This is a genomic window from Mesorhizobium sp. LHD-90, from assembly GCF_030929505.1.
GTDB lineage: Bacteria > Pseudomonadota > Alphaproteobacteria > Rhizobiales > Rhizobiaceae > Kumtagia.
Genome location: NZ_JAVFVV010000006.1, coordinates 325,922 through 352,433, shown reverse-complemented (window position 1 = coordinate 352,433; position 26,512 = coordinate 325,922). Strand labels below are relative to the sequence as shown.

Here is a 26,512-nt window from a genome sequence, read left to right as displayed (position 1 = left end):
TCGCGCAGCAACTCGCGGCAGCGGTTGCCCACGTCACCCCCGAGCACCGCGTAGCGGTACTTCGTCACCCAAACCAGATGATATTTGCAGTCCCATACCGTGTGGCTGCCACGCTTGTACTCTTCCATGCAGCCAATCTACACCGGATGCGTCTCCATCCCAGCCGCCTAAAGGCGTGGGGTTTCCTGATCCCCTATCGGGGACTCTAAAATCGGTCCGACGTGTCCGAAAACGTCAGGAGCCGACCAGACCGAATTAGCCCCTTAGACCGTGTGAACGGCGTCAGCTATAAGACATCAGTCGAGGACCTTGGACGCCAATGCTCACCCCCCTCTTCTCCCCCGGCTGCGACCTGGTCGGATGGATGCAACCGCAGAAATTCCTGTTCGACACCGACATGGCATATGCCGCCTTCATCGCCAACGGCCACGCCTGGTCGGCGCGCTCGGGCCGCTGGATCGGCCCGGTGATCGGCCCGCATGTATTCGACCTCGACGGGCGGCCGGTCGCCTGGAACCCTGATGCGCCGTTGCGCGGTTTCGGCCGTCCGCTGCGGCCGGTCAATGTCGTGCGCGCCGTCAGCCCGGTTCGGCCTGCAAAACCGGTGGCGCCGATGCGCCCGTTGACGGCCCCGAGCCTGCCCGGTGGCTGGTCGCAGTTTTCCTTCGCCGAGTGGCTGGTCTCCTGCGACCCGAGACCGGTGGAAGTCGTCGAAGAGATTGTCGCGGTGGAGACGGCCGATGAAGTCGCTGTCGTCGAAGAGATCATCATTGGCGCCGGCACAGCAGAGATTCAGGACAACGACAAGCCGTCACGCAATGAGGTAAAATAATACCTCAAATCTATCCTTTTGATTTTATTTGATCTTTTTGCAGAACGTAAAACCTTCTACGCTTGACGCGGAAAATCGCCTCGCCTATAGACCGCATCGAAAGCGGCGGTCCCCGGGCCGCCGTTTCATTTTTGGCATAAGAGCCGCCAAAGCAAGCAACAAGAAACGCCTTCCTCGTGAAGGTCCCAACGAAAGCAGACACAATGAAAACCTTTTCGCAGAAGCCCGCGGAAGTGGTGAAGAAGTGGGTGCTGATCGACGCCGAGGGTCTCGTCGTCGGCCGTCTCGCCTCCATCGTCGCCAACCGCCTGCGCGGCAAGCACAAGCCGACCTTCACCCCGCATGTCGATGACGGCGACAACGTCATCATCATCAACGCCGACAAGGTCGTGCTCACCGGCAAGAAATACACCGACAAGGTCTATTACTGGCACACCGGCCATCCCGGCGGCGTCAAGGAGCGCACCGCGCGCCAGCTTCTGGAAGGCCGCTTCCCCGAGCGCGTGCTGGAAAAGGCCGTCGAGCGCATGATCCCGCGCGGTCCGCTCGGCCGTCGCCAGATGAAGAACCTCCGCGTCTATGGTGGCGCCGAGCACCCGCACGCAGCCCAGCAGCCCGAGACGCTCGACGTCGGCGCGCTGAACAGCAAGAACAAGAAGGTTTCCTGATCATGGCTGAGCTCAACTCGCTCGCAGACCTCGGCACGGTTGCTGCCACGCCGCAGCCCGCCGCCCCCGTTCACGTCCAGAAGCTGGACAAGCAGGGCCGCGCCTATGCCACCGGCAAGCGCAAGGACGCCATCGCCCGCGTCTGGGTCAAGCCCGGCTCCGGCAAGATCATCGTCAACGACAAGGAATTCGAGGCCTATTTCGCCCGGCCGGTTCTGCAGATGATCCTGCAGCAGCCGATCGTCGCCACCAACCGCGGCGGCCAGTTCGACATCATCGCCACCGTCACCGGCGGCGGCTTGTCCGGCCAGGCCGGCGCGGTGCGCCACGGCATCTCCAAGGCGCTGACCTATTACGAGCCCGGCCTGCGCGGCGTGCTCAAGAAGGGCGGCTTCCTTACCCGCGACAGCCGCACGGTCGAGCGCAAGAAGTACGGCAAGGCGAAGGCCCGCCGCAGCTTCCAGTTCTCGAAGCGCTAAAACGCCGACGGAACTGCCGGCTGGCAGTTCGGTTACAATCCGGAAAGGCCGCGTTCGCGCGGCCTTTTTCGTTGGCGCGTCAGGTTTGCGTCGCCCGGACGGATGTCGCAGGAGACACGCCCCGGGTTGTGCCCGATCGGCCAATCCGTGTTGACCGGGCGCCTCCGCTAATATCCGGGCCGCAGCCTGACGAACCTGCAATCAGCCCTTTGTTAAGGCTGGTCAGCGCCGGTCGGCGATCTGGTCCGCCACGGCCATTTCCGGCATGCTTCTTGCTATCACAGCTTGTGGAAGAGCCTTGTCCCCAATCGGGACAGGGGCATGGGGGACAACCGCAGGGCCAGCCGCAAATGATCGTATCGCTCCAGTATCTGCGCGGCATCGCGGCGATGATGGTGGTGGCCTTCCACGCCTTCGACGTGCTGGCGCGCATGGGCACGGGCGGCCACGACGAACAGTTCATGGTCGGGCTCGCCGGCGTCGACATCTTTTTCGTCATCAGCGGCTTCATCATGTGGATCATGGCCGAAAAGGCCTATCCGTCGCCTGCCGAGTTCGTGCGCAAGCGGCTGATTCGCATCGTCCCGCTCTACTGGGCGCTCACCCTGTTCCTTGCCGCCGTCGCTCTGGTGAAGCCGGACCTGCTGTCGACCGCCGTGTTCGATCCCGCACATTTTGTGGCCTCGATGCTGTTCATCCCCTGGCCGCACCCAAAACTCGAAGCCGCCGTACCGCTGCTCATCCCCGGGTGGACGCTGAACTACGAGATGGCTTTTTACCTCATTTTCGCGCTCTGCCTTTTCCTGCCGAAACGCTGGCGGCTGATCTCGCTGCTCGGCGCGCTGTCGCTGCTTGCCGCTGCCGGCCCGTTCGTGCCGCAGGGCGGCGCGGCCGCCTTCTACACCGACACGCTGGTGCTGGAATTCGCCGCCGGCGCGCTGCTCGCCTGGCTGTGGCTGCGCGGCGTGACGCTTTCGACCGCAATGTCGCTGACGCTGGTCGTCGCCGGTTTTGCACTGCTCTATCTCGGCGCCGGGTCGACGCTGCCGCGCATCGTCAGCCTCGGCCTGCCGGCGGCGATGATCGTCGGTGGTTCCGTCTTCGCCGAAAACCTGCTGCGCCGGCAGCCTTTCCAGCCGCTACTGATGATCGGCGACGCCTCCTATTCCATCTACCTGTCGCACGGCATCGGCCTGGCCGTGCTGACCAAACTGTGGACCGCCGCCGGCCTCGGCGGCGACGGCTGGCAGGCTTTTGCCTTCGTCGCGGTCACGCTGTCGGCTGCGGCGATCGGCGGCATCCTGCTTTATCTCTCGATCGAAAAGCCGATGCTCGCCTGGATGAACGCCAGGACCGGCCAGCGCAGGACCACCGCCGCGCGGCTTGCCGCCGCGACCAACGCACCCGGCCAGCGCCGCTCCCATGCCTGAAAAATGCTTTCGTAAGTTTTCCGGCCTAGACGCTTGACCATCGCTCACTGACTGGCGGCCAACGATGGACATCGCGATCGTCGGGACGGGTTTCGTCGCCGACTATTATCTGACGACGCTGGCCAACCATACCGGCCTCAAGCTCGCCGGCGTCTACGATCGATCGCCGGCGCGGCTCGACCAGTTTTCATCCTTCCACAAGGTGCACAAATACGCATCGCTGGCCGCGCTGCTCGCCGACCCGCGGGTAAAAATCGTCGTCAACCTGACCACACCGGAAAGCCATTTCGAAGTGTCCCGCGCCGCACTCGAGGCGGAAAAACACGTCTACTGCGAAAAGCCGCTCGCCATGGATTTTGCGGACGCCGCCCTGCTGGTCGAGCTTGCCGAGCAAAAGAAGCTGACGCTCGCCACCGCACCCGCCAATGCCCTGAGCGACGCCCATGGGCTGGTCGCCGCGGCACTTGCCGAAGGCCGCATCGGCACGCCCCGTCTCGTCTACGCCGAGATGGAGGACGGCCCGGTATTCCGCGACAAATGGGCGACCTGGCGCTCACGCTCGGGCGCGCCCTGGCCCGGCCTGCACGAATTCGAGATCGGCTGCACGCTGGAGCACGCCGGCTACGCGCTGTCGTGGCTGGTGTCGCTGTTCGGCGCGGTCGAAACGCTCACCGCTTTCTCCGCCGTCACCTTTCCCAACAAAGGACCGGGCACGGAAAACATCGTCATGGCGCCGGACTTTTCGGTCGGCTGCCTGACTTTTCGTGATGGCGTCGTCGCGCGCCTCACTTCCGGCCTCGCCGCACCGAAGGATCGCTCGCTGACGATTCTGGGCGACGGGGGCACGATCACCGTGCGCGATCTGTGGGACAACCGCTCCGCCGTCTTCGTCGAGGAGACGGGCGGCCCGCGAAAACTCGCAACCCGGATCGCCAACCGGCTGGAGGCAAAGCTCGGCCGCTTTTTCCCGTGGAAGCCCGCCGCCGGACAGCGCCTGCCCTACCCCGTCGCATCCAGCGCGGCGCTGCCCAACTTTCCCTCCCAGATCGATTTTTGCCGCGGCATCGCCGCCCAGGCCAAGGCGATCGAGGCGGGAAAGCCACCGTTCTTCTCTGGCCGGCGGGCACTGCATATCACCGAACTGGCGCTGGCACTCAACAACGCGCATGCGCTGCCGCAGCCCTACAAGGTGCAAAGCGGGTTTTGAGAGCAGCGCGGACGTTGCCGGAGATGCTCGACACCCCGGAGCCCGGCCTCACCTATTTTCAGTTCGTCAGGCCATACGGCTGGCGCATCCCGTTCTGCTCCAGCCATTCGATCGCCGCTTTCGGCTCGTCCGTCTGGATGACGGTCGCGCCGCGCTCGGCCCAGAAGCCGAAGACTTCCTCCGGAAAGCCCGCCTGCACGGCCAGTTCATCGCCACGCCCGCGTCCCGTAAAACCGCTCGGCAGGTTGACGATCGGATAGGTGTTCACCCAAAGGTGCCAGTCGCCGCGTGCCGCCACCGCGCGCATGCGCGCTGAGAAAAGAGCGCCGCCTTCGGAGGGCAGCAGGCGCCTTTCGCCGCGCCACGCAACCATCTCCACCATGTCGGCGGCAAAGGTCCGCGTCACCGTCTCGACGAAACGCGGGTCCTCGACAGCGTCGTCGGCGATGATCGGCATGAACCGGAACCCCGGCCCGGCATCCGCCACCGCTGCCTCCACCGCCGCCAGCCGCGCGGCCGAAAAAATGTTCTCCTTGAGGACGACCTCGCCTTCCATGCCGAGCCCGCGCGCCACCGCCACCATACCGGCGATGTGGTCGGGGCCGAGCTTGTTGTCGATGTTGACCAGCACCTGCCCTTTCGTGACCTCCAGCATCTCGGCCAGCGTCGGCACCGTCTCGTCGGTCACCTCGCCGCTGCCCTCGACCTTGAGGTGGCAGGTCTTCAGCTCGGCCACAGTGCGCGCAAAGACCTCGCCGGTGCAATCCGTGGTGCGCTCCAGCCCGTTGTCGTGCATCACCACATACTTGCCGTCGCTCGACATGCGCACGTCGAGTTCCACCATTTCGACGCCGAGCCCGATCGCATAGCGCATGCCGGCCCGGGAGTTCTCCGCCCAGCGGATGATCCCGTTCTCCTTCCAGCCGCCGCGATGCGCAACGACCATGACGTGGTCGCGCCAGCGGTTGGCATTCTCGAAGCGGTCGAGGATCTGGCTCGTCCGCCCCTGTTGCGCCGCCGCCGGCATCGGCAGGGTAGCCAGCAGGCAAAGCAGCATAACGATGAAAGGGCGGCGCATCCGACTCGCTCCCGGTTCATGCAGTTGCGGCCTGATAGCGGCCCGCCGTGACAGGTGGGTGAACGAAGCCGGCTCAGCGTTGGCCGACCCGGGAGGCATTTTTTGGTTGCGCCGCTGTCTTATTCCGCCAATACCTTGCCGCGCGAAAACATGAGGGACCATTCATGCCGGCATCGGGGATCGACCACGCCTTCACCGCCCGCTCGAACACCGGCCGCGCCGGCGACCCCACCTATGCCGGAGCGCTGTCTTTCATGCGCCGCCGCTACACCAAGAACCTCGCCGGCGCCGACGCCGTCGTCTGGGGCATCCCGTTCGACGCCGCCGTCTCCAACCGGCCGGGCGCCCGATTCGGGCCGCAGGCGATTCGCCGCGCCTCCGTCATCATGGACAACGACCCGCAATACCCCTTCCATCGCGACCTGTTCGAAAAGCTGGCCGTGGTCGACTATGGCGACTGCCGTCTCGACTACGGCAACCACCAGAAGACCCCGGCCACGATCGAGCGCGAGGCGGCAAAGATCCTGAAGGCGGGCGCCTTCCTGCTGTCGCTCGGCGGCGACCATTACGTGACGTGGCCGCTGCTGAAGGCGCACGCCGCCGTTCACGGGCCGATGGCGCTGGTGCAGTTCGACGCGCACCAGGACACCTGGTTCGACGAGGACAAACGCATCGACCACGGCTCCTTCGTGGCGCGCGCCGCCCGCGCCGGCATCATCGACCCCGAACGCTCGATCCAGATCGGCATCCGCACCCACGCGCCGGAGGATTTCGGCATAAAGATCCTCTACGGCCATGAGGTCGAGGAGATGCGCGCCTCCGACATCGCCTACGCCATCGTCGAGCGCACCGGCGGCCACAAGGTCTACGTCACCTTCGATATCGACTGCCTCGATCCCGCCTTCGCGCCGGGAACCGGCACGCCGGTGGCCGGCGGGCCTTCCTCCGCGAAAATGCTGTCGGTGCTGCGCCAGCTTGGCCAGCTCGACATCGTCGGCGCCGACGTCGTCGAGGTTGCACCGGCCTACGACCATGCCGATATAACGGCCATCGCGGGCTCGACGGTGGCGCAGCATTATCTCGGCCTGTTGGCGGAGCGGAAGGCCAGGCTCGAGGAGATGAATAACAACGGCGCTGCCGGGCTCAATCACGGAACCGGCATATAGGCCCGCGGCAACTTCGAACGGAACGACTGGCATGAAACCGAAAATCTTCATCGACGGCGAACACGGCACCACCGGCCTGCAGATCCGGGCGCGCCTGGCCGGCCGCGGCGATCTCGAGGTCATCTCGGTCCCCGTCGAGCGCCGCAAGGATATTTCCGCCCGCGCCGAGTTCCTCAATGCCGCCGACGTCGCCATCCTCTGCCTGCCCGACGACGCGGCGAAGGAGAGCGTGTCGCTGATTTCCAACGACACGACACGGGTCATCGACGCCTCGACCGCGCACCGCGTGGCCGACGGCTGGACCTACGGTTTCGCCGAGATGGACAGAAACCAGGCCAAGGCAATCGCCGGCGCCAAGCGCGTCGCCAATCCCGGCTGCTGGCCGCAGGGGCCGATCGCCACGCTACGCCCGCTGATCGCTGCCGGCCTGCTTCCTGCCGATCTGCCGGTGTCGATGAATGGTATTTCCGGCTATTCCGGCGGCGGCCGCACCATGATCGAGGACTATGAGAGAAAGGGTGACAGCGCGCCGGAATTTTTCCCCTACGGCCTCACCTTCCAGCACAAGCACGTGCCGGAACTCCGTAAATATGCTGGACTTTCACGCGATCCGCTGATGCAGCCGGTGGTCGGCAATTTTGCGCAGGGCATGATCACCATGGTGCCGCTGCAATTGGGCACGCTGGAGCGCGTGCCGACCGGCAGGGAATTGCACGCGGCACTTGCCGACCACTATGCCGGGCTTGGCGGCGGCGACGTCGAGGTCGCGCCCTATGCACAGAGCGAACGCCTGCCGGAGATCGATCCCGAGCGTTACAACGACACCAACACGATGAAACTCTACGTCTTCGCCAACGACAAGCGCGCCCAGGCGGTGCTGCTCGCCGTCTACGACAATCTCGGCAAGGGCGCGTCGGGTGCGGCGGTGCAAAATCTCGATCTGATGATCGGGGCGTAGGTGATGGCCTCAAGTGCTGCCCCTCACTTGCGATTTCTAACACTTAGTTGTCGCTGACGGGCTTCGCCCTGCTCCAGCTAAGATGTTGAAATCGCTTTCTCTCCCGCAAGGGGAGAGATAGGCTGGCACCGGCATCCGCGCCAATTACCAACGTCTGCGATTGGCGCAAACGGCGAAGCGCGTTATCTCCCCCCTTGCGGGGGAGAATGGATTTTCACGACCTTAGCGGAGCGCCGAGCCGACAGGCGAGGAAGAAGCGACGCTAAGTCGTAGAAAATCCAAGAGAGGGGCAACTGAATTTGAGAGGGAGCAACTGAAATTTCCCATTCCATCCCCAACTCTCAATCATCAATGAACCCGCCCACCTTCCCCTCACATTGGCGCCTCTCCTCTCCCATCCTCATTGCCGAAACCTTCTCCAGCCGCATCTGGAAAGTTTTCCGCGCTGACGGCACGCCGGCGATCGTCAAGGCCCTAAAACCCTTTGACGATGTCGAGGACGAGTTGCGCGGCGCGCATCTGCTGAAATGGCGGGGCGGCCACGGCGCGGTAAGACTCTTCGGTTTCGACGGCTCGCAGATGCTGATCGAATATGCCGGCGAGCGGCATCTTTCCGCTGAAATCGCCGAGTTCGGCGACAATGCCGCCACCGAGATCGCCGCCGAGGTCATGGCAAAACTGCACGCGCCGTCTCGGCAGCCGCCGCCGGCCGAACTCCAACCGCTGCGCGAACGTTTCGCAGCCCTGTTCGACAGGGCGAAAGCCGACCGTGCCGCGGACAAAGACAGTCTCTATGTCGAGGCAGCCATTACCGCCGAACGCCTGCTATCGGACCCCAAGGACATTCGCCCGCTGCACGGCGACCTGCACCACGACAACATCTTGCTTTCGCCCCGCGGCTGGCTGGCGATCGACCCGAAGGGTGTGCTGGGCGATCCCGGCTTCGATGCCGCCAATCTTTTTTACAACCCGTTGGAGCGCGACGACCTCTGCCTGGACGAGAACCGCATCGCCTTCATGGCTGCGGTGTTTGCCAAAACACTCCGGCAGGACGAGCGAAGAATCCTCGACCATGCCTTCGCCTATGGCTGCCTTTCCGCCGCCTGGCACGCCAGCGACGACAATGCGATCGACGAGGAGCGCGAGCTTGCAGTGGCACGGTCGATCAGGAGGATTGCGAGGATGTTGTGAAGGCCGTCAGTGGCAGTCAGCCCGGCAATCCGGCTTTAAGGTAGCCGTCTACAAAATGCCTCCGGTCGTCGGCACGCCGAAACGGATGGATGCTGTCCCATCCCGCTACGGTGAAAGTTGGATATGCCGCGAGGAACCGACGGGCCTCCGCCTCGGCTTCATCCAGGCGTCCGAGTTGCGCAAGGCTGGCCGCCAGGATGCGCTGCGACCCCTTCCCCTGCATTTCCTCATGCTGGAGCGTTTCGACGACATCCTCGTATCTGCCTGCAGCATAGAGGGCGAAGCCGAAGTACCACCGATAGGCGGGCGGGGGATACGGATTCAGGCGAAAGGCATTCCTGGCGCATTCGACGCCCTCGCCGGCCCGGCCTTCCAGTACCCTCAGATCGGCAAGCGCGATCCAGGCATCCGCATGGTTTGGATTGATCGCCAAGGCGGTCTCACATTCTGCGACGCCTTCGTACAGGAGCGCGTCGTAGGCAAGGACAAGACCTCGGCTCCAGTGGCTGGCCGCATTGCCGCGATCAAGCGCGACGGCGCGCTGCGACGCCTGGCGGGCCAACGGGCGGTGAAGATTTGGCGACTCACCTCGGAGCAGCCATGCGAAATGGTGACTGTAGGCAAGCCAGGCGTGCGCCTCGGCAAAATCGGGCTCAATCGCAATCGACCCCTGCAACAGTTCGCGCCCCGCCCTGTTGCTTTCGGACCATTGCGAGACGAGAACCCGGCCCCGTACGAACAGGTCGTAGGCGTCCAGACTCTTCGCGCGTTGGCTTGCGACAAGGTGAATGGACGGTATGGTGCCGACGATCGCATGGATGATCTTGCCGACGATTTCGTCCTGCAACCCGAAAATGTCCGCAAGATCGCGATCGAAACGATCGGCCCAGACGTGGCTGTGGTCGGTCGCGTCAACGATTTGGGCGTTGATGCGAACCGTTCCGGCTGCACGCCGCACACTTCCTTCGATGACGTAGCGCACGCCGAGTTCGGCCGCCACAGTGCGGACGTCGACCTGCTTGCCCTTGTAGGCGAATGACGAATTGCGTGCGATCACCGTAAAACCCGGGACCTTCGAGAGGTCGGTAATCAGGTCCTCCGAAAGACCCACGGCGAAGTATTCCTGCTCGGGATCGCTGCTCATATTGTCGAATGGCAGGACGGCAATCGACGTTTTTGTGTCAGGCGGCAAGTCCGACGCCGAGGCGGTTTCCGGCGCAGCAGTTCGCCGGCGGGCGAACCGGTAGCCGACGCGCGGCACTGTGACGATCCACTCTCCGCCGTCGGGCGTTTGCCCCAGGCATTTCCGAAGAGCTGCCACCTGGACGGTTAGGTTGCTCTCCTCAACGGCGGTCTTGGGCCAGGCCGCGTCCATCAACACAGACTTGGCCACCGGTTGGCCGCTGGCCTCCAGCAGCGCTTCGAGCAGAGCCAGTCCCCTGCTTCCGATGTCGATCTGAACGCCACGGTCGCGCAAGATTCCGGCTGCACCGTCGAGCACAAAAGTTCCGAACGCGAACTGCCGATCAGCCATGGCCGCCCCTCCGGCGCCGATTTTATCCGATTTCGGAAGTTTTCGGAGAAGTCTTTATGACCGGAACCAACAAACCGTCGATTCTCTGCTTTGCGGCTGCCAATCAAACCTCAGCCAGCAAGGAGAGCGACATGCCTTCCATGTGGAATGATACAGGATCGACAAGAATTCAGGCGAAGTCATACCTGTGCGCGGCAGCGTGTCTGGCAACTTGGGCCGCCGCAGAGGCCCCTCCGTTGGCCAATGCCGCAGTCGAACAGGACGGCACTATCGCGGCGGCGGAGTCTTTGGACTGGCGGACCGCAGACGCTGAGTCAAAAGGCGCAGTAGCGGGCAGTATCGAGATTGTGGCGCCGACCGATGAACGAACGCTCGGCCTCATCATCTATCGTCAGGGCACCGACGGCGGCACGCCAAGCCTCAGATTCGGTGGGCCCCGCTGACCGGACGTTGTCAGCGCGCTGCCACGATCTCCGTCGGCAACGGATACGCCCCTTTCGTCCCGCGCCAATGAGCAGCGGCGAAGCCGAGCACCACCAGCGCCAGCGCCTGATGCGTCAGCGCCGCATGCAGATTGACCTGCGTCAGCAGCGTCGCCACACCTACGATCGCCTGCAAGAGCACGAGATGGAACAGCAACAGCGCGCGGCGCGCATGGGTGGTGCCGGGCTCGGCGCGGCGCGCTGCAATCATGTGCCAAAGTGCTGCCGCCAGCACGACATAGGCGCCAAGCCGGTGGATGAACTGCACCGTCTTCGGGTTCTCGAACAGGTTGCGCCAGGCCGGCTCGATGACCAACATGTCGCCGGGAATGACCCTGCCGTCCATCAGCGGCCAGGTGTTGTAGCTCAGCCCCGCATCGAGCCCGGCGACAAGCCCGCCGAGAAAGATCTGGAACAAAATCAGCAGGATTAGGATGCCGGCGAAACGCTGCGTCGGCCGGTCGGCGGGCGCGGCCGAATGCGGAGCAAGTCCGCGCGCCACCAGCATGGTGGCGGTAAAGATCAGCGAGGCCACCGTCAGATGCACCGCCAGCCAGGCCGGGTGCACGCTGGTGCGATCGGTCAGGCCCGAGGCGACCATCAGCCAGCCGATCACGCCCTGCACGCCACCAAGCGCAAAAATGCCGGCAAGCTTAGGCGCCAGCCCGCGCTCCAGCCGGCGCGTCGCCCAGAAGAAGGCAAATGGCAGCGCGAAGAAGATCACGCCGGCCCAGCGCGCCAGCAGCCTGTGCGCCCATTCCCACCAGAAAATCGCCTTGAAGCCGGCCAGATCCATGTCCGGATTCAGTTCCTTGTATTGCGGAATCTGCTGGTATTTCAGGAATTCCTCCTGCCACTCGGCCTCGTTGAGCGGCGGGACGATGCCATGGATCGGCTTCCATTCGGTGATCGACAGGCCGGAATCAGTCAGCCGCGTCGCGCCGCCGACCACGATCACGGCAAAGATGACGACCAGCGCCACATAGAGCCAGCCACGCACCAGCGCGCGGTTTTTCAAGAGCCGGTCGCGTTCGGCAAACGGGGAACTGGCGTTGGTTATGGCGGCCATCGGCGAAAAATCCGCGTCGATCCTTTTGGCGCGATTGGTGGACCAGCCCACCGCCCCTTGCAAGCCGGCCCCGCGCGACACGCCGTCGCGCTCTGGTTTGCCAGCCTCCTGTTGCTTCCCAGCTCCCACCAGACTATCGGATCGGACAAGGAGCCTAAATGCCGATCCGCCTGAAAAAACTCATCGGAGCGATCCTGCTGGTCGCCCTCGTCGTCGTCTACGCCGTCGTCGCGACGATCGTGGCGGTGGCGCAGCTCGCACAGTCCGGCCCGCTGGCGCATTTCGCCTTCTTCCTGATCGGCGGGCTGGTGTGGATCCTGCCTGCCATGGGCATCATCAAGTGGATGATGCTGCCGTCGAAACCCGAAGGCCGCTGACCGCCCGGACGATTTCCTCTCCTGGTCTCGGCTCGTTGCCCTGATCTCCAGCCGAAGGTCGAGGCGCACCGGACTGGCTGGCCGCGTTCTTCCAAAGGCGGCCTCAGAACCGTCGACGTCGCGAAGCCAATTTGCCGTGCCTGCCAGCGCAAAACGGCAAAACGCCATCGCCAAACCCGGTTTTTTGCAGGGTTCCGCGAAGCTCATTGGCGATCTCTATTCGATGTTTCCACCTAACCACTTGATATTTCGTCATATTCCCCGCTTCACGCGCAAATCTTGGTGGCGGCCGGCGTGCCCTTCACGAGCGTAGGCCGCACACGGCCCAGGGGGATAAGCCGTCGAGCATTCATTCATCTTTTGGTTCTAGGCTTTCGCCGCTACGGAAAACCTGGGTGCGGAGCCAATCTGCCATGCTGACGCGCGAGGGATCGAAGGATGGCTGATGCCGTCATGGCGGCGAAAGTCCCGCCAGACGCCGCCCGCCCCGCGCCGTCCAGCGCCGCCGAGGGTGCCGACACTTTTGTCTCCGGCATCTCTCGAGACATTATCCCCTTCTATCAAGCGCTTGATTCCGAGGGTATTTGTGCGCCGGCGCAATCCGCCGCCTGGGTCGACGCCTGGCTGGCGGCGGCCGCCCCCGACAGCCTGTTCGCCGTGATCCGCGAGGAAGGAAGACCGGTCTTCGCACTGGCGCTGGAGGTGGTCCGCCGCGGCCCGTTCCGCGTCGCCCGCTTCATGAGCGGCACCCATGCCAATGGAAATTTTGCGCTCGCCGCGCCGGACTGGCTGCCGAGACTATCCCCGCAAAACGTTCGGAAACTGGCCTCCGCCATCGGCCGCGCCCGGCCGGACGTCGACGTGCTGATGCTTGAGCGCCTGTTGCCCGATCTCGACGGTGTGCCGAATCCTTTGCTCGCCCTGCCCCACATCGGCAGTCCCAACCTGGCGCTGGCTGTCGACCTGGCCGGCGGCTTCGCGCAGGTTGTGTCCGGCCCGAGCGGCAAGCGAAAACGCAAGAAACACCGAACCCAGGCCCGCAAATACGAGGCGGCCGGTGGGTTTCGCCGCATCGAGGCGCAGTCGGTCGAGGACGTGCACCGATTGCTGGACGCCTTCTTCGGCATGAAGACCGCGCGCTTCCGCAAGGCGGGGATCGGCAACGTCTTTGCCGAGCCGCAAGTGCAGGCATTCTTTAGAAAACTCTTCTGCGACGCCCTGCCTCTATCCCCCAGACCCTTCGTGCTGCATGGGCTGGTGGTCGGCGGAAAACTGCGCGCCGTCACCGGATCGAGCCTCTGCGGCCGGCGGCTGATCTGCGAGTTCGGCTCGATCGCCGAGGACGACATGATGATCGCCAGCCCCGGCGAATTCCTGTTCTTCGAGAACATCAAGGAAGCCTGCGAACAGGGCCTCGGTGTTTACGATTTCAGCGTCGGCGATGAACTCTACAAGCGGCTGTGGTGCGACGTCGAAACCCGCCATTTCGACGTCCTGGCACCGCTGACGGCGAAAGGCCGGCTGTTCGCCGGCTCGATGCGGCTGTTCGCGTCGCTCAAGGCAGGCATAAAACACAACCCGACGGTCTGGCGGCTCACCAAGAGCTTGCGGCGGCAAACCATCGGCAAGAAACCGCCCGAGCAGACCTCTTCAGACGATTGACTCTGTTAGACCTTATGCCGCCGAACGATCCGGCTCCGGCGGGTTTGCATAGTCGGCGGGCGTCACCAGCGTCAGTCCTTCATAACCCTTGGCAGCCAGGTCGTCGCGGGCGGCCAGAACACTTTCGGCCGGCTCGATCACGCTGACCAGCACCTCCGTGCCTTCCGACACCAGCCGGCGGATGCTTTCCGCGCTGGCCGGGCCGCATTCGACAATCACCACGTCGTAGGCGGCGGTCAGCGTGTCCATGATCGCCGGCAACCGGTCGACGGCCTGCATGGCCTTGCGCTGGTCAGCCCTGCCGACCGGAATCACGTGGCAGTCGGAATATTGGTCGGAATGGATGGCGTCGACGAATTTCGCCTCGCCGGTCAGAAGGTCGGTGATGCCGGGAAGACTGTCGTCGTCGAGCATTGGCGCCGAGGCCGCACCCATGGCGGTCAGGTCGACAAGCAGCACGCGCAGCCCGGCGTCGGCCACGTCGCGCGCCACCATGACGGCGGCGGCGGCGGCCTCGTCGCCCTCGGGCGAGACGAACAGCGCACGCGAGGCGCCACCCGCGATCAGCATCTCGGCGGCCTCATGGGGAGAAACCTCGCCGTGAAGCGGAACAGGGCCGGACAATCCCTCCCCCCCGGCCCCCGGCGTATCGGCCGGCGACGGATCGGGCATCCTGATCTGCTCGACCGGCATCACCTGGGCGCCCTCCGCCGGCCGCATGGCGCGTCCGGAAAACAGTTCGCGCAGCAGGGTCGCAATGCCCATCAGCAGCAGCGAGCCAGCGAAGGCCGCGCCGACGATCGGCACGATCTTGGGGAAATAGGGCTCGACGGGGACGGTGGCGGGCGAGATGATGCGGGCATCCGCCGGCAGGTAGTCGCCGTCGCGCCGCGACGCGGCCTCGCGATACCGAGCCAGGTAGGATTCGAGCAATTCGCGCTGCGCGGCGGCCTCGCGCTCCAGCGCGCGCAGTTCCACTTCCTTCTCACCGACACGCGACGACTCAGCCTTCAACCGGTTGAGTTCGGCGACAAGCTGAGCCTCGCGCAGCCTTGCGGACTCGGCGGCGTTCGCCAGGCTCTGAAGAATCTTCTGCGCCTCGCCCGAGACCTGGCTGTCGAGGTCGGCCAGTTGCGAGCGGAGCGCGCGTATGCGCGGATGGTTGTCGAGCAGCGTCGTCGACAGGTCGGCGATGTCGGCACGCAACTGCACCTGCCGCTCGCGCAGCCGCTGGATCAGGTTTGACGAGACGACGTCAGGAAAGGCATCGAGCGAGCCGTTGCGCAGCGCCAGCCGGACACTTTCCGCATTGGCCTCGGCGGCGGCCCGGTTCGCGCGCGTGCGCGAGAGTTCCGTCGAAAGCTCCGAAAGCTGCTGCGTCGCCAGCACCGAGTTGTTCTGTCCGACGAGCAGGTCGGACTGCGAACGATAAGCGGCGACCCGCCCCTCGGCTTCCTTGACCTTGGCGGTCAGCGCCTGGATCTCCGGCTCGAGCCATTCGGTCGCGGCCGTGTTCGACTGCTGCTTGGCATCGCGGCTGAACTGCAGGTAGGCCTCGGCGATGGCGGTCGGCACCTCCGCCGCGAGTTCTGGATCCTCGGAGGAAAAGGCGATGGCGATGACGCGCGTATTCTCGACCCGGTAGACGTTGAGCTTGCTGCGGAACGTCTCCAGCACCCTTTCCTCTGCCGGTAACTGGTCGACGTCGCTCTTCAGCCCCGCCAGAACCAGCAGTTGCCCCAGGAACGACCCTCCTCCCGCCCTATTGAACTCCGGCAGGCTGGCAAGATCGAATTTCTTGGCGACCTGCTTCAGCAGGTTGGTCGACGTGATGATCTCGACCTGGCTGCTCACGCCCTCCTGGTCGAGCAGCGGATTGGCGCCGGCGGCGTCGGTCTGCGGCCGTGTGAACACCGATTCACGCATCTCGATAAAGAGCTGGGTTTCGGCGCGGTAGGCCGGCGTCGCCAGCGAGGCAAGCACGAAGGCCAGGCCGGAAACCACGACCGCCACCAGAAGGATACGCTTCCAGTCCCTCGCGAGGCTGGCGAACAGCCTCCCAAGGTCGACATCGACGTCCCTGGCGCTCGAATTCATGGCCGACATACGCCCAACTCCGACTCTGCGTCCGCCGAGACCGTAAAGAATTATGGTAACTCAGGCGTTAAGATGTTCGCCGCAGCCAGATAAGCAGAGCCCGCCAGCCCCGTCCATCCGGGCGTCCGACGGCGCAGATCCCGCCCCCCCCTTTACGCGGTGTTAACCCTAACCATTCGATAACGGTGGCGTCCGAATGCGCCCCGCGGTCGAGGCGTTTGTCGAGGGTAGTCCGTGGCCATCAAGAAGACATCCATCATTCCCTTGCTGGCCCTGGCCCTGATTGCCGGTGGCTGCTCGGGCTACCGCCCTACCCCCTCGGCCTTCCACGCCGCGCTGAACCAGCCCTATCGCCTTGGCGCCGGCGACCGCGTGCGCATCACCGTCTTCGAGCAGGACAGCCTGACCAATACCTATAGCGTCGACGCTTCCGGCTACATCGCCTTCCCGCTGGTCGGCGCGGTGGCGGCGCGCGGCCGCTCCGTGCAGGAACTGGAAGGCGCGATCGCCGCCAAGTTGCGCGAAGGTTTCCTGCGCGATCCCGACGTCTCGGTCGAAGTCGACCAGTACCGGCCGATCTTCGTCATGGGCGAGGTCGGCGCCGCCGGGCAGTATTCCTACGTTCCGGGGCTGACCGCACAGAAGGCGGTCGCCACGGCCGGCGGCTTCACCCCGCGCGCCAACCAGGGCACCGTCGACATCACCCGCGACATCAATGGAAAAGTCATGACCGGACGTGTCATCACCTCGGATCCACTGATGCCCGGCGACACGGTCTACGTGCGCGAACGCCTGTTCTGATCGCGCGAAGCGGCGGCGCTGGTGGCTTCCTCCCTTCGCATCGTGCACTGCTTCCGGTCCCCGGTCGGTGGAATCTTCCGCCATGTCCGCGACCTGACGGAGGCGCAGGTAGCCGCCGGGCATCAGGTCGGCATCGTCTGCGATTCCAGCACCGGCGGGGAATTCGAGGAGCGGCTCTTCGAGGCGATGAAGGATCACCTCGCGCTCGGCGTCCACCGCACGCCGATGCAGCGCCACATCGGCCCCGGCGACATCGCCGCGGCCTGGAGGACATTCAGGATAATCAAGGGATTGCAGCCGGACATTATACACGGGCATGGCGCCAAGGGTGGCGTCTATGCCCGGCTGTTCGGCTCACTGCTGCGGGTTTTCAGGTTTCGCGTAGCCCGCCTCTATTCGCCGCATGGCGGCAGCCTCCACTATGACGAGCACACCACGACGGGCAAGATTTTCTTCCTGCTGGAGCGGCTGATGGGGCGTTTCACCGACCATCTGCTGTTCGTCTCCGACTACGAGCGGCACGCCTACCGCAAGAAGGTCGGCGAGCCGCCGATCCCCAACAAGCTCGTCTATAACGGGCTGCGGGCCGAGGAGTTCGCGCCGGTGCCGGCGGTCGAAGGCGCGGCCGATTTTCTCTATATCGGCATGATGCGCGACCTGAAGGGGCCGGACCTGTTCATCGACGCGCTGGCGCAGGTGGAGATTCGCACCGGCCGGACGGTGACCGCCGAAATGGTGGGCGCCGGAGACGACCTCCCGAAATACCGCGAACAGGTTTCGATGCTGGGACTGGCGGAGCGCGTGCGCTTCCGCGAGCCGATGCCGGCGCGGCAGGCCTTCGCGCTGGCCCGTACGATCGTGGTGCCATCGCGCGCCGAGGCCATGCCCTACATCGTGCTCGAGGCGCTCGCCGCCGGCATGCCGATGGTGGCAACGGCAGTCGGCGGCATTCCCGAAATATTCGGCGTCGATTCGCCGGCGCTGGTCGCGCCGGATTCCGGCCAGCTCGCCGGAAACATGGTGCGGGCGCTGACCGACCCGGCCTCCTATGCGGCGCTGATGCCCTCGCAAGAAGAGCTTCGGTCCCGTTTCGGCGCCGATGTCATGGCCGCGCAGATCGAGCAGGCCTATCGCGAGACGCTCGCTCGCTGATCTCGACCAAGATCGTCATTGCCTTTACACCGGCAGTTGCTCAAACTATCGATGCAACTTCAAGGGATTGTTAGTCCGGCGCCGCTAGGGTCGGGCTATTCCTCGCGGACATTGCGGCAATGGCAAAAATGGACCCCGGCGAGCGCTTCTCGATGGACGCCGTGCGCAAGCTCGACGGCAGCGAGAAGAAGCCGGAAAAGGCGAAGCTCGGAAAGATCGCGCAGCAGGTGGCGGCGCAGTACCGGCGCGATACCATGTCGCCGGTGATGGTCGCCGGCGTGCTGAGGCTCGCCGAATTCGCGCTTCTGCTTCTCTCCGGCATGCTCATCTTCGCCTACTACGTCGGCTTCTCGACGCACCTCTACTGGCATTATCCGCTGGTCATCGCCGGCGTTTCGCTGGTCACCGTGATCGGCCTGGAACTGTTCGATTGCTACCAGGTGTCCGCCCTGCTGTTACCGACCCGCTATGTCGGCCGCATGGCGCTGGTGTGGGCCGGCGCCTTCGCGGTAGTCGCGATCGCCGGCTTCATGCTGAAGATTTCAGAGGACTATTCGCGCGCGGTGTTCGGCCTGTGGTTCATCATCGGGCTGGGCATGATCGTCACTGTGCGGCTCGTCATGGCACGGGTGATCCGCCGCTGGGCCCGCAACGGCCGCATGGAGCGCCGCGCGGTGATCGTCGGTGGTGGCAAGGCGGCGGAAGGCCTGATCCGCTCGATTGAACAGCAGCCCTACAACGACATCCGCATCTGCGGCATCTTCGACGACCGCGACGACAAGCGCTCGCCGCCGATCGTCGCGGGCTATCCGAAACTCGGCAACATCTCAGAACTGATCGAGTTCGCCCGCATCGCCCGCATCGACATGCTGATTGTCTCGCTGCCGCTGACGGCAGAAGCCCGCGTGCTGTCGCTCTTGAAGAAACTCTGGGTGTTGCCGGTCGACATACGCCTGTCGGCCCACAACAACCAGTTGCAGTTCCGACCGCGCTCCTATTCCTACATCGGCTCGGTGCCGCTGCTCGACATCTTCGACAAGCCGATCAACGACTGGGATTGGGTCGCCAAGCGCGCCTTCGACATCGTCTTTTCGATCGTCGGCATCGTCCTGTTCTCGCCGATCATGCTGGCTACCGCGATCGCCATCAAGCTCGATAGCAAGGGGCCGGTGATCTTCAAGCAGAAGCGCCACGGCTTCAACAATGAGGAGATCGAGGTTTTCAAGTTCCGCTCGATGTATGCGGACCAGTCTGACCCCACGGCCAAGAAGACGGTTACGAAAAACGATCCGCGCGTCACCCGCGTCGGCCGGTTCATCAGGAAAACCTCGATCGACGAACTGCCGCAGTTCTTCAACGCGCTGTTCGGCTCGCTCTCGCTGGTCGGCCCGCGTCCGCACGCGGTCGCCGCGCAGTCGCACAATCTTCTCTACACCGAGGTCGTGGACGGCTATTTCGCCCGCCATCGCGTAAAACCCGGCGTGACCGGCTGGGCGCAGATCAACGGCTGGCGCGGCGAGATGGACACCGACGAGAAGATCAAGATGCGCACCGAGTACGACCTGTTCTACATCGAGAACTGGTCGCTCTGGTTCGACCTGAAGATTCTGGTGCTGACGCCGATGCGGCTGCTCAACACGGAAAACGCCTATTGATCGCGGCAGTCGAAAGCGCTGCCGCCGGCGCACTGCCCCGCGAGGCGGTCAACGCGAAACTCGTCTCGCTGATCTCGACCGGCGCCGTGGCGCTGGGCATCCTCTTGTCCGGCTTCGTCATCCGCGAGCCGGCTCCTTACGAAATCTACATGGCGGGGCTGATCGCCGTCTGGGCGCTGTTTGGCCTGGGCATCTCGCGCTCCGTGGCGCCGCTGCTCGCGCTGCTGGTCGTCTTCAACATCGGCGGCATGATCTCCATGACGCAGATGGAGGATCTCGCTTCCACCCCGCTCTACATCGCCGTGTCGCTTTTCCTCGCCTTCACCGCGGTGTTCTTCGCTGCGGTGACGGAGGCGCAACCCGGTCTCTACCGGGTGATCTTCGTATCCTACGTGATCGCCGCGGTCGCCACCTCGACGCTTGGCGTCCTGGGCTATTTCCACGCCTTCCCCGGCGCCGACATGTTCACCCGCTACGAACGCGCCGCGGGTGCGTTCCAGGATCCCAATGTGTTCGGCCCGTTCCTGACGCTGCCAGGCGTCTGGCTGCTGCACCGGCTCATGACCGGACGCGTGAAGAACATGCCGCTCTACGCCCTGCCGCTGCTCGTCATCGTCGCCGGCATCTTCTTTTCCTTCTCGCGCGGCGCCTGGGGGCTGTTCGCTGTCTCGTCGATCCTCCTGGTGTTCGGGCTGTTCTTGCAGACCAACAGCGGCCTGTTCCGGCTGCGCATCGTCATCATGGCGATCGCCGTGCTGGCGCTGCTTGTCCTCGGCGTGCTCGTCATCCTGCAGATCCCGAGCGTCGCCGACCTGTTCACCACCCGCGCCCAATTGCTCCAGGATTACGATTCGGCGCGCCTCGGGCGTTTCGCGCGCTACACGATCGGCTTCCAGATGGCGATGGAACATCCGCTCGGCATCGGCCCGCTGGTGTTCGGCCTGCTCTATGGCGAGGACACCCACGACATCTGGCTGAAGGCGCTGCTGGACTATGGCTGGCTGGGCTTCGCCGCCTATGTGACGATGATCGTGTGGACGGTGGCAGGCGGGTTCCGCATCCTGTTCCGCGACCGGCCGTGGCAGCCCTATCTCCTGTGCGCCTATGTCACGCTGCTCGGGCATATCGGGCTGGGTACCGTGATCGACACCGACCACTGGCGGCATTTCTACCTGCTCGTCGGCCTGATCTGGGGCGCGATGGCGCTGGAGGCCAGGCACCAGCGCGCGCTTGCCGGCCGCGACCAAGAAAGGCCGCGCAGATCGGGCTGGTTGCCCGGGCAAGCGGCCTGACGAAGTGGACGTCCAATGTGTGCCATAGCGGCCGGCCACCGCATCTAACTTAACGGCCGCCGCGCGGCCGAGCGGCAGGCCAGGAGGGCGTGAGCCTGCTAGATCACCACGAAGTCGCCAGCGGTCAGAGCCAGTCCCGTCGCCAGCGTTGCGAACTTCACCGCCGCTGCTCCGCCAAGCCCGTCTGCGTCGTAGAACAGCGAGCCAGTGTTGGAGTTGTAGATGATGCGGTCGTCGGCATCTATCGGCGCCAGGATGTTATCCTTGAAAGCGGAGGCATCGAGCGCCCCGACGCTAAGTGCGGTGAAGATCGCGCTGTCCAGCGCTATTTGATCGTCGGTGACGATGAAATCGGTGATCTGGTCTACATTTCCCGGCCGAAGCGCCGTTGAGAAAACGATCGTGTCGTTGCCAAGGCCGGTCTGGATGGTATCGCGGCCGTCCTTGCCGTCTAGCCGGTTGTTGCCGTCATTGCCGATGATTTGCTGGCCGAACTCGTTGCCGGTGAGGTTCATGCTATAGTTCGCATGCTGGCTGGTCGTGCGAAGCGACTCGACCTCGATGCCTGCGCCGACCGTATAGTTCACGCCGGCCGCCACCCGGTCGAAGGCGCCTTGGCCCTTGCCTTCGATGATGACGGCAGCCGCATTGTAGACCGTGTAGTAGTCATTGCCCTCGCGGCCCCGAAGCGTATCGGCGCCGCCGACGCCGCCGTCATGCAGCCAGTTGTTGCCGTTGTTGCCAACGATGGTCTGGGCGAATTCGTTGCCTTTCAGGTCGATATTGCGCACCGCACCGTAGTTGGTGGTCGTTATCAGTTCGACTTCCTGGCCGGCGCCGAGCGCGAAGTCCCGCTGCGCCGAGACCCTGTCGTCGCCGCCGCCGGAGAGTTCCACAATTGTGTCGCCGGCATTGTCGACGTAATAGGTGTCGTTGCCACCGCCGCCCTGGATGGTGTCGGCGCCTGCGTTGCCGTCCAGCACGTTGTTGCCAGCGTTGCCCCGCAGCCAGTCTCCGAATTGCGAGCCGCGCAGGTTCTCGATGTCCAGAAAGATATCGCCGACAGCATCGCCCAAAGTCCCTCCTGGCGGCAAGAAGCCGTCGAGTGCCACTGCGACCGACGAGGGAGCCGACTGATAGCTCGCCCAGTCACTGCCCTGGCCCCCGTCGAAGATGTCGGCGCCCGCGCTACCGTTGAGCACATCGTCTCCGGCGAAGCCCACCAGATTGTCGTCGCCATTGCCACCGGTCAGTATGTCCGCGCCGGCGCCGAGAACAAAGGTATGAAGCGCACTGTTCTCTGCGTCGGCGGATACGAGTACGAGGGAGCCGTCGACGATGCGAAGGTTCGCTTCACCCGCAGAGAACGTCGAGGGAATCGCGTGCTGCGACACCAGCGTCAGCAAGCCCGTTGCGTCGAGCCGGAGCACATCCACGCGGGTGACGTTCGTAGTGAGTGCGGCAATCGCGGCAACGAATGTTTCGCCGCCCAGCGTGAAGGGTACAACTTCCACTGCGCCTAGATAGGGATCTTCGGTTGTTCCGCCATAGTCGGAGACCACCAAGAGCGCGCCGTTTCCATCAACCTTGAAGACCGTAAGGCCGGTGGGTGCCGTGCCAAAGATAGTTGCAGCCACCACGTAGTTCGTACCCCCCACGACCGCTGCGGCAAGATCGACGGGAGCGGAGGACGAGTTGACCAATGCGTCGGTGAGTTGGAGCGAACCGTCGGCCAGAACTTCATAACAGCCAATGGCGCTGGGGATGCCGAAAAACGTCGCACGCGGAACGCATTCGACCAGGAATGTGCGCGCGCCGACGGTAACGGCCACCGCATCGTCGGCGAGGTTGTCGCCCAACGGGGCCGTAAATGTGCTTGCCGGGAGGCCGTCGGAACCAAGCTCAATGATATTGACGAGGCCTTTTACAACGGGGAGGCCCCCTTCGTCAGTAAAAAGGTCGCCGCCGCGCACATAGAGATATGTCTTCCCGCCCGCCGTGAACGTGTTCATCTCGTTCCCGCCGTCGAGGGACGGCCCGGCCAGCCCAGAGTCGTTAACACGGCCGAGGAATGTGAGCTGTCCGGATGTTCCGACCTCGAAGGTGGAGAGCGACTCGCCGGCGCCACCCATCACGTAGACGTATGCCCGCCCGCCAATCGTGGCAGTGGTGACCAGCGACGCCTCGAGCAGCGAAATAGTGGCACTGTTCTGGATGTTCTGGATGTTCGTCAACGTGCCATTGGCGCCGAGTGTAAAGCAGCTCAAGCCATTGTCATCCGGGCCGACGGCATAAACGAAGGTGCCAGCGGCTGTTGTCACCGCTGTGACATCCACAACACCGTTGATCAGCAAATCTAAGCTCTCGCTGTCGAGAAGCGTATCCGCCTCGACGAAGCTACCGACCACAACAGCCATGCCCGCCCCCCCTTTTCCGCCCGCTGCGCTCCTGTTGCGACCCCCGTCTTTTATCCGGAGGGAACTGAAATCCGGTCGTTATTGAAAGCTCCCGATGAACGTCTTTCAAGTAGGTTTTGCTTATAATTCTTGATGTGATCTTCGAAACTGTCAAGTATTCGGCACTCTCCCATTCCTTCCAGCTCAGCGATTGCCACGGCCAATTGCTCGGCGAGGTGCTCAGCACGAGCTTTGTCTTCGATGAAAGCCGTCGCCTCCTTGGCGAGGCGGTTCTGTTCAGTGGCGTTGTTCGGCCCGCGGCAAGCAGTATCGCCCGCGTCTCGATCATCAAAGAGGGCGGTCCTTGGCGTTGGTACTCATTACGCTCCGCTTGTTCCGCCCTCTTCGGCCCCGTAGGCAGACTACGAATGTATGGCACCGCCACCAGACCATTGCGCTAGGTCAATTCTTTGGGCGAATGTGACTGCACCAGTCGCGCGCCGTCGCCTCCACCATTTTCCGGGATAAAGACAATGCCAGCCGCGGCCGTCTGAGAGGTTGGTGGAACAATTTGTTTCACCAGATTTTGTTTTCAGCCATATCGCTTGCCTGCGCAAAATATGCGCCGCTTCCTGCGCAGGCGACAGTTCGGCGCGGGCTAGGTGCCTAGGGTGCTATTCGGCTGCGCCCTTGGGAAGGAAGCCCTTCGATTCGAGATCGGCGACAATCAACATCTCGACATATGCGGATATGGTTGGGTGGCTATGAATTTTGTAGCCAGTTTGAGGAGAGGCGGCTAACCCCTTGTTTTTATTGGTCGGAGTGGCGGGATTCGAACCCACGACCCCTTGACCCCCAGGGCCGCCGAACCGCTTTTCAGGCGATTTCTAACAAGGGCTCCAGCTTTCAAAACCCTTGCAATGCAAGGGTTTGCGGCCTATCGTCGTTTCAGGGTTTCGCATTTGGGTTCAGATTATTGCAAAAATCTGGACCCAATTTGAACCCAAAACCGGAAAACGGCCCTAGGCCCCTTGACCCCTGTTTCAGCCCGATTTTTGGCCGTGCGCATTTGACAAGGCAACAAGGGCTCCAGGGTCGGGCCGGTGGACCGAACGACGAAACGGACCCATCCGCCCTGTAATCAAGGGGCCGTGGGTCGAGAACGGACCCAAACCATGCCAGTTGCCCACCTAGACGAAACATTCGCCAAGCGGGTCGCCCGACCCGATAAGGGCTGTATCGACTACCACGACGACAAAATCCGGGGTTTTCAGGCCCGCGTTTACCGGGACCGGATTGTCGGCTGTTTCCGTGGCCGCGCCCTCGGCAGCACCAAACTTGGCCGCCTGCCCCTTGGCGAACACCCGATCATCACCATGGCGCAGATGCGCAAGGAGGCCGAAAAGGCGCGTGGCCGGATTGTCAGCGGCGGCGATCCGGTGGGCGAGCGCGAGGCCGTCAAGGAGGAGCGCCGCCGCAAGGAGGCCGAGGTCGTCCTGACCTTCGACAAGGCGTGCGACCTGTTCCTCGTCGACCTCGCCAAGGAAAAGGCATCGTGGGAACAGGATGCCGGATTCCTGAAACGCGAGGCCCGCCCGCTTTGGGGCGACCGCGCGCTGGCCGATATCAGCAAGGCCGATGTCGCGCAGCGCTTGCTGGAAAAGGCACAGGTCGCGCCGATTTCCGCCAATCGGCTCCGCTCGACATTCCTCCGCTTTTTCGCATGGGCGGTCGCGCAAGCGCTGATCGACCGCGACCCGATGGCTGGGATCAAAAAGCCGACCAACGAAAGGAAGCTCCGCAAGAAAAAGGGCATCCGGGTTCTGGACGACGCCGAATTCGTGGTGCTCTGGCGCGCCATCGAAAAGGCCGATCTCGTCACTGGCGTCCGCGCCGCCCTTCAAACTCTGGCGCTGACCGGCCAGCGGCCCGCCGAGATTGCCGGGCTGGCGACCGCCGAATTGCGCTATATCGACAAGCCCGGCCAAGCGCTGATCGAATTGCCCGAAGAGCGCATGAAGGCGCGGCGGCGGCATGTAACGCCGCTGTCGCGGCAAGCGGCGGATATCATCCTCGCCGCCATCGAGGCGCAACAGCAGGAACAGGCGCGGGATTTCGGGCGCAACAGCCCGCTCGAATACGTCTTTGAGAGCCGCTACTACAACCGCAAGCAGATCGCCCGGCACTCCCTTTCGCAGGCCATGCGGCGCGTCATTGGCGACCTCGACCCGAACGGCGAGGACGGCGAGGTCGTCAAGCGCCTGCAAGCCCGCCGACCGACGCCGCATTCGTTCCGGCGAACATGCACGACCGGCATGGCGCGGCTCGGCGTCCCGCGCGAGGACCGAATCGCGGTCCTCGGCCATGCCGACGAGGATGTCGAAAGCGAGCACTACAACGCCTATGACAGGTTGCCCGAAAAGCGCGTCGCGTTGGACGCATGGGCGCGCCATGTCGAGCGGCTGCTGTCCGGCGAGCAGGCGACCGGCGAGGTCGTCGCCTTCCGCCGCCAAAAAGCTTCGGCATGACCGCCGATCCCGATGATGAACTGGCGGGCCTTGTCGACCGCCTTCGCGCGCTCGGTGCGAACGGGCAGTGGGTGGACGAGCCGGTCGTGCTGATCCGCCGCAAGCAACAGGTAACTGTCGACGCGGCGCTGCTCGACGCCCTGCTCGCCGCGCTGCTCGCCACACAGCCGAGGCGGCGCGGCCGGCCGATGACGGGTGTGTCAGATCAGGCGAGGAGCATCGTTGAACTTCTGGACCATCATCAAGCTTGGCTCGCCGACGCCAAGCGCAAAGGAAATGACGACAAAAAGATGCGCGCGGTTCTAATGGCTGACGCGCTCGACATCCTGCGGCGGGCTGGCGTGACGGAAAAGGAAATTCGCGGGATCAGGGCGACCGTCGTCCGAATTCTGGCTGAGCGCAGGAATTAATTACGCATATTTAATTCCATTTGCGGCGCGTTGCAGGTCGCGCCATGC

General features: G+C 63.9%; 23 protein-coding genes. 17 read left to right on the top strand and 6 right to left on the bottom strand.

Annotated features, from left to right (window positions below):
- Positions 1-128, bottom strand: a 128-nt coding sequence (locus RB623_RS11095) for a transposase (protein WP_308056871.1), incomplete at its 3' end; no start/stop codon positions are given.
- Positions 129-319: 191 nt separating this feature from the next.
- Here RB623_RS11095 and RB623_RS11090 point away from each other — a divergent pair.
- The 5 genes from RB623_RS11090 (at position 320) to RB623_RS11070 (ending at position 4,616) form a co-directional block, all read left to right on the top strand.
- Entirely contained in the window at positions 320-832 is a 513-nt protein-coding gene (locus RB623_RS11090) for a 4-fold beta flower protein (RefSeq protein ID WP_308056856.1), read from the top strand.
- Between the two features lie 203 nt (positions 833-1,035).
- Positions 1,036-1,500, top strand: coding sequence for a 50S ribosomal protein L13 (gene rplM, locus RB623_RS11085; RefSeq protein ID WP_308056855.1), 465 nt, complete (start codon positions 1,036-1,038; stop codon positions 1,498-1,500).
- A gap of 2 nt (positions 1,501-1,502) precedes the next feature.
- The gene (gene rpsI, locus RB623_RS11080) at positions 1,503-1,979 is read left to right on the top strand and encodes a 30S ribosomal protein S9 (protein WP_308056854.1); all 477 of its coding nucleotides are present in this window, start codon (positions 1,503-1,505) and stop codon (positions 1,977-1,979) included.
- A 350-nt stretch (positions 1,980-2,329) separates the two neighbouring features.
- Positions 2,330-3,409 (top strand): acyltransferase, encoded by a 1,080-nt coding sequence (locus tag RB623_RS11075; RefSeq protein WP_308056853.1) that lies wholly within the window; start codon positions 2,330-2,332, stop codon positions 3,407-3,409.
- A gap of 64 nt (positions 3,410-3,473) precedes the next feature.
- On the top strand, positions 3,474-4,616 hold the full coding sequence (locus RB623_RS11070) for a Gfo/Idh/MocA family oxidoreductase (RefSeq protein ID WP_308056852.1): 1,143 nt from the start codon (positions 3,474-3,476) through the stop codon (positions 4,614-4,616).
- Between the two features lie 58 nt (positions 4,617-4,674).
- On the opposite strand, the gene RB623_RS11065 is transcribed toward RB623_RS11070, so the two are convergent.
- Positions 4,675-5,694, bottom strand: coding sequence for a glycerophosphodiester phosphodiesterase family protein (locus RB623_RS11065; protein ID WP_308056850.1), 1,020 nt, complete (start codon positions 5,692-5,694; stop codon positions 4,675-4,677).
- A 164-nt stretch (positions 5,695-5,858) separates the two neighbouring features.
- Here RB623_RS11065 and speB point away from each other — a divergent pair, with 164 nt between their 5' ends.
- The 3 genes from speB (at position 5,859) to RB623_RS11050 (ending at position 9,009) form a co-directional block, all read left to right on the top strand.
- On the top strand, positions 5,859-6,860 hold the full coding sequence (speB, locus tag RB623_RS11060; protein WP_308056849.1) for an agmatinase: 1,002 nt from the start codon (positions 5,859-5,861) through the stop codon (positions 6,858-6,860).
- A 31-nt stretch (positions 6,861-6,891) separates the two neighbouring features.
- Positions 6,892-7,818: an N-acetyl-gamma-glutamyl-phosphate reductase gene (argC, locus tag RB623_RS11055; protein ID WP_308056848.1), complete on the top strand. Its 927-nt coding sequence runs from the start codon at positions 6,892-6,894 to the stop codon at positions 7,816-7,818.
- 351 nt (positions 7,819-8,169) lie between these two features.
- Positions 8,170-9,009, top strand: a complete 840-nt coding sequence (locus RB623_RS11050) for an aminoglycoside phosphotransferase family protein (protein WP_308056847.1) — start codon at positions 8,170-8,172, stop codon at positions 9,007-9,009.
- Between the two features lie 16 nt (positions 9,010-9,025).
- Here the strand turns inward: RB623_RS11050 and RB623_RS11045 are convergent, their stop codons facing one another.
- On the bottom strand, positions 9,026-10,543 hold the full coding sequence (locus RB623_RS11045; protein WP_308056846.1) for a winged helix-turn-helix domain-containing protein: 1,518 nt from the start codon (positions 10,541-10,543) through the stop codon (positions 9,026-9,028).
- Between the two features lie 56 nt (positions 10,544-10,599).
- Here RB623_RS11045 and RB623_RS11040 point away from each other — a divergent pair, with 56 nt between their 5' ends.
- A complete protein-coding gene (locus RB623_RS11040; protein ID WP_308056845.1) occupies positions 10,600-10,986 on the top strand; it encodes a hypothetical protein in 387 nt (128 codons plus the stop codon).
- A 10-nt stretch (positions 10,987-10,996) separates the two neighbouring features.
- Here the strand turns inward: RB623_RS11040 and RB623_RS11035 are convergent, their stop codons facing one another.
- On the bottom strand, positions 10,997-12,094 hold the full coding sequence (locus tag RB623_RS11035) for a COX15/CtaA family protein (RefSeq protein ID WP_308056844.1): 1,098 nt from the start codon (positions 12,092-12,094) through the stop codon (positions 10,997-10,999).
- Between the two features lie 158 nt (positions 12,095-12,252).
- Here RB623_RS11035 and RB623_RS11030 point away from each other — a divergent pair, with 158 nt between their 5' ends.
- Together RB623_RS11030 and RB623_RS11025 are read left to right on the top strand one after the other, a co-directional pair.
- A complete protein-coding gene (locus RB623_RS11030) occupies positions 12,253-12,471 on the top strand; it encodes a DUF2842 domain-containing protein (RefSeq protein ID WP_308056843.1) in 219 nt (72 codons plus the stop codon).
- 438 nt (positions 12,472-12,909) lie between these two features.
- Complete coding sequence (locus RB623_RS11025; protein ID WP_308056842.1) at positions 12,910-14,133, top strand: GNAT family N-acetyltransferase; 1,224 nt, start codon at positions 12,910-12,912, stop codon at positions 14,131-14,133.
- Positions 14,134-14,145: 12 nt separating this feature from the next.
- Here RB623_RS11025 and RB623_RS11020 read toward each other — a convergent pair whose 3' ends face one another.
- Positions 14,146-16,239 carry a Wzz/FepE/Etk N-terminal domain-containing protein gene (locus RB623_RS11020; protein WP_308056840.1) on the bottom strand — a complete coding sequence of 698 codons (2,094 nt, stop codon included), beginning with the start codon at positions 16,237-16,239 and terminating at the stop codon, positions 14,146-14,148.
- Positions 16,240-16,470: 231 nt separating this feature from the next.
- On the opposite strand from RB623_RS11020, the gene RB623_RS11015 reads away from it, so the two are divergent.
- The 4 genes from RB623_RS11015 to RB623_RS11000 all read left to right on the top strand — a co-directional run bounded on the left by RB623_RS11015 (position 16,471) and on the right by RB623_RS11000 (position 21,130).
- The gene (locus RB623_RS11015) at positions 16,471-17,031 is read left to right on the top strand and encodes a polysaccharide biosynthesis/export family protein (RefSeq protein WP_308056870.1); all 561 of its coding nucleotides are present in this window, start codon (positions 16,471-16,473) and stop codon (positions 17,029-17,031) included.
- A gap of 21 nt (positions 17,032-17,052) precedes the next feature.
- Positions 17,053-18,183, top strand: a complete 1,131-nt coding sequence (locus RB623_RS11010; RefSeq protein WP_308056838.1) for a glycosyltransferase family 4 protein — start codon at positions 17,053-17,055, stop codon at positions 18,181-18,183.
- 119 nt (positions 18,184-18,302) lie between these two features.
- The gene (locus RB623_RS11005) at positions 18,303-19,838 is read left to right on the top strand and encodes an undecaprenyl-phosphate glucose phosphotransferase (protein ID WP_308056836.1); all 1,536 of its coding nucleotides are present in this window, start codon (positions 18,303-18,305) and stop codon (positions 19,836-19,838) included.
- Positions 19,835-21,130, top strand: coding sequence for an O-antigen ligase family protein (locus tag RB623_RS11000; protein ID WP_308056835.1), 1,296 nt, complete (start codon positions 19,835-19,837; stop codon positions 21,128-21,130). Before RB623_RS11005 ends, RB623_RS11000 begins: the two co-directional genes overlap by 4 nt.
- Before the next feature lie 98 nt (positions 21,131-21,228).
- On the opposite strand, the gene RB623_RS10995 is transcribed toward RB623_RS11000, so the two are convergent.
- Positions 21,229-23,547, bottom strand: coding sequence for a calcium-binding protein (locus RB623_RS10995; RefSeq protein WP_308056834.1), 2,319 nt, complete (start codon positions 23,545-23,547; stop codon positions 21,229-21,231).
- Positions 23,548-24,701: 1,154 nt separating this feature from the next.
- Here RB623_RS10995 and RB623_RS10990 point away from each other — a divergent pair.
- Both RB623_RS10990 and RB623_RS10985 read left to right on the top strand, forming a co-directional pair.
- Positions 24,702-26,054: a tyrosine-type recombinase/integrase gene (locus tag RB623_RS10990; RefSeq protein ID WP_308056833.1), complete on the top strand. Its 1,353-nt coding sequence runs from the start codon at positions 24,702-24,704 to the stop codon at positions 26,052-26,054.
- The gene (locus RB623_RS10985; protein ID WP_308056832.1) at positions 26,051-26,464 is read left to right on the top strand and encodes a hypothetical protein; all 414 of its coding nucleotides are present in this window, start codon (positions 26,051-26,053) and stop codon (positions 26,462-26,464) included. The genes RB623_RS10990 and RB623_RS10985 overlap by 4 nt, the downstream gene beginning before the upstream one ends.
- Positions 26,465-26,512 lie beyond the last annotated feature (48 nt).